This window comes from Thalassolituus sp. UBA2590 (genome assembly GCF_002339775.1).
Taxonomy (GTDB): domain Bacteria; phylum Pseudomonadota; class Gammaproteobacteria; order Pseudomonadales; family Oceanobacteraceae; genus Thalassolituus.
This window is the reverse complement of the sequence record NZ_DDKU01000146.1, coordinates 1-3,370: the sequence shown is the minus strand read 5'-3', so window position 1 is coordinate 3,370 and position 3,370 is coordinate 1. Positions and strand designations below refer to the sequence as shown.

3 protein-coding genes are annotated in these 3,370 nt (G+C 52.6%); all 3 read left to right on the top strand.

Going from position 1 to position 3,370, the window contains the following annotated elements; genetic code table 11:
- Window positions 1–1,831 (top strand): type VI secretion system-associated FHA domain protein TagH (gene tagH / locus B2067_RS12520; protein ID WP_301388675.1); only part of this gene is annotated, 1,831 nt, incomplete at its 5' end.
- An 18-nt stretch (window positions 1,832–1,849) separates the two neighbouring features.
- Window positions 1,850–2,392 carry a type VI secretion system lipoprotein TssJ gene (gene tssJ, locus B2067_RS12515; protein WP_273089287.1) on the top strand — a complete coding sequence of 181 codons (543 nt, stop codon included), beginning with the start codon at window positions 1,850–1,852 and terminating at the stop codon, window positions 2,390–2,392.
- A gap of 64 nt (window positions 2,393–2,456) precedes the next feature.
- On the top strand, window positions 2,457–3,370 hold a 914-nt coding region (tssK, locus tag B2067_RS12510; RefSeq protein WP_301388674.1), incomplete at its 3' end, for a type VI secretion system baseplate subunit TssK.

The window sequence follows — 3,370 nt, the reverse complement described above, 5'->3', positions numbered from 1 at the left end:
TTATAGGACTTGCTCGCGCGGCTCAAGACAGGTGTCTGTTGTGACCGCTCGTCTGCGCTGCGGTTATTCTCTTTTTGCCGCTGAACCACAGGAAACCTACGGTGAAGAAATGGACTTGATTCTGACGGTCGTCGAATGCCCGCCTCACGCCAATATGCTCAATCACACGAAAGTCTTCCGCAGTGCGGGTGGCTCAGTCGGACGTGCCGACTCCAACGATTGGGTATTGCCGGATACCGAGCGCATTCTTTCTTCACGTCATCTTGAGGTTGTGTTCGCTGATGGTCGCTTTTCGTTGCTGGACCACAGCACCAACGGTACATTTGTGAATGACAGTCAGGACCCTCTTGGTCCCGGTAAGCCGCACCCTCTGGCCGCAGGCGATGTTTTAATCTGTGGTGAGTATCAGTTGCAGGTCACTCTTAAGGCGCCTCCGGCTGAGCCCGCGATTCCGGCTGATTTAGGGTCGGCAGATTTCCTTGATAAAGGAGATCGCACGACGTTTAACCCGGCAACGGCCGCGAAGCAGCAGTCGGCGAACAGTGCCAGTCAGTTAGATTCCTGGCTTGAGCCGGGTGCTCAGACACCGAAACAACCAGAACAGGACTGGGGCGCTGTCGTGTCTCAGTCGGTGGGCTCTGCTAAAGATGACCCGTGGGGTTCATCGTCATCGGATGATTCCTTATTCGGAGGGTCGTTTGGATCGTCGTCATCGGGCAATGATCCCCTCGCTGCGTTAAATAAACCGGCTTTTTCAGATCCTGCACCGTCGTCGTCCGGTTGGGATGATAATGACGACTGGTGGAAAAGCGGATCAGCATCAGATCATGCCCCTGTAGAACAGCAGAACATCAGAATTCCTCGGCCAGAGGCGCCTGTGCAGCTGGCCCCTCAATCGCAGCACTCTCAGACTCCTGACCCGTTTGCTTCAGATTCTTTTGCGTCAGATTCTTTTGCTTCATCGTCGCCCGCGTCAGAGCCGAATCCGTTTGCAGCATCTGAAGCGGTTGCGGGCGGAGCTGATGATATTGATAGTTTGTTCGGGATACCTGCGTCTCCCGAGAAACCACAGACTACGCCACCGGCGTTTTCGTCATTTCCTGATTCGCAGCAGGTGCCTCCTGTGCCTGAATCGCAGATCCCGGAACCAATACCTGCAGCCTCCCGTCAGGGTCAGGCTGCGTTCGGGGCTGGTCAGCCTGGTTCTGGATCAGCTCAGGCTGCGTCTGGTGCAGGCACGTCGAGTGTTGATGTCCGACAGCTGGCCAGTCTTATGGGCCTGAATAATATCTCGGATGATCAGCTGGATAGCTTAATGCCGGAGGTCTCAGGCATTGTAAATGAGGCCGTGACCCGCCTGATTGATCTGTTGCGTGCCCGTACCGCGATTAAAAACGAGCTTCGTGTGCAACACACCATGATTCAGACAGTGGATAACAACCCGCTGAAATTTTCTGCCAACGCAGAAGACGCTCTGAAGATGATGTTCATCCGCGATGCGTCTGCATTTATGCGTCCTCAGGATGCGGTGCGCGACAGCTTTGATGACTTGTCTGATCATCAGGTGGCTGTCCTGAAAGGCATGCATGCCGCGTACGATACGATGTTTAAACATTTTGACCCGGACAACCTGAAGCAGCACATTAATGCCCGTGATTCGCTACTGGGTAACAAAGATGCGAAAAACTGGGTCGCTTTCGAGCAGTACTTTAAGGCTCTGAAGTCGGACTACGAGACGACATACAACCAGTTATTTGGTGAAGAATTTGCCCGCGCCTACGAAAAGCAGTTGGCCGAGCTTAAAAATACACGGGCGCTTAACCGTACCTGATTACTTTTAGGAAAAACAATGCAGTTTAAGAAAGGATGGCACCTGGTTTCGCTGGTGCTGGTACTGGCGATGATGTCGGGGTGTCAGTCGGCGCGTAAAGCGTTGAATATGGATACCAGTGCCGTTATCGAATTTACGGCAGGCACGCAGATCAACCCGGATGCAGATGATCGTCCGTCACCGGTCGTGATCCATGTATTTAAGCTGGCTGATGATCGTCAGTTCAGTCGGGAAGATTTCCTGAGTCTGTACGAGGGCGCACCGGCTCGTCTGGGTAAAGATCTGATCGATACCATTGTGCTGAAAGAACTGACCCCGGGTGAGCAGCGTATCGAAACCATCGAGCTGGCGACCGAAGTTAAGTATCTGGGGCTGATGGCTGAGTTTATTCAATATCGTGACGCCGAGGCGTTACTGGTCATTCCAGTATTGGAACACAACGAAAATGTGGTTCAGGTCGGTATCGAGGGAAATCAGATTGCCGTTGTTGAGAAAGAAGAAGACAACAGTGCTGCTACGCCTCATAAGAAACTACGTAGCGATCGTTCTTCACAACTCTGACGGTCGCGCTATTCAGAATTCGGAATTCACTGTACGGTCTGTGCAGTTACGGAAAGGATGACTCATGTCTTCAAAGAACAAGGTAATCTGGTCGGAAGGAATGTTCCTGCGCCCTCAGCATTTTCAGCAGCAGGATCGTTTTGTTGAGCGCCTTGTTGATGTTCGCACCGGGGCCGTTGGTAGTTATTACTGGGGTATTCAGGAGCTGACGATCGATGTCGAGGCGCTTGAGCTGGGCAAAGTCTCTATTTCTTCAGTTCGCGGTATTTTTCCGGACGGCACGCCGATATTGGCGCCTGAAGCAGAAGAGCTTCCACCGATTATTGAGATTCCTGAAAATACCCGGGATGAGATTGTTTACCTGTGCGTGCCTATGCGTCGCCCGGGTGCTCAGGAATCGGTTCGGGATGCCGAAGAGTTCCCACAGGCACGCTTCCAGACTTACAACTTCGATGCGCGTGACAGCTCGTCTTCGTCCGGCCAGTCGGCGCGCATCCAGATCGGGAAATTGTCTACCTGCTTTAAACTGGGTTCAGAAGACCTCGGTGGTTACGCCTGTATTGGCATTGCCCGCATCGCAGAACGGTTACCGGGAAATCCGGTAAAACTCGATAAAACATTTATACCGCCCGTGCTCGATTGTTCGGTCAGTGGTGAAATTAAAGGTTACATCGAAGAAGTGTCAGGCCTGCTGCGTCAGCGTGGTGAAGCTTTGAGCCATCGCCTGAGCGATTCAGGACGTTCAGGTTCTGCCGAAATTGCAGATTACCTTTTGCTACAGGTCATTAACCGCGTGCAGCCGTTGGTGAAGCATCTGACTCAGTTAGCGACTCTGCATCCTCTGACACTCTATACCGAGCTGTTGCAACTGGCAGGCGAACTGTCGACATTTACTGCCAGTGATAAACGTCCACCGGAAATGCCCCCGTACATTCACACAGATTTGCAGCAGACATTTGCTGGGCTTTTCTCGGCGCT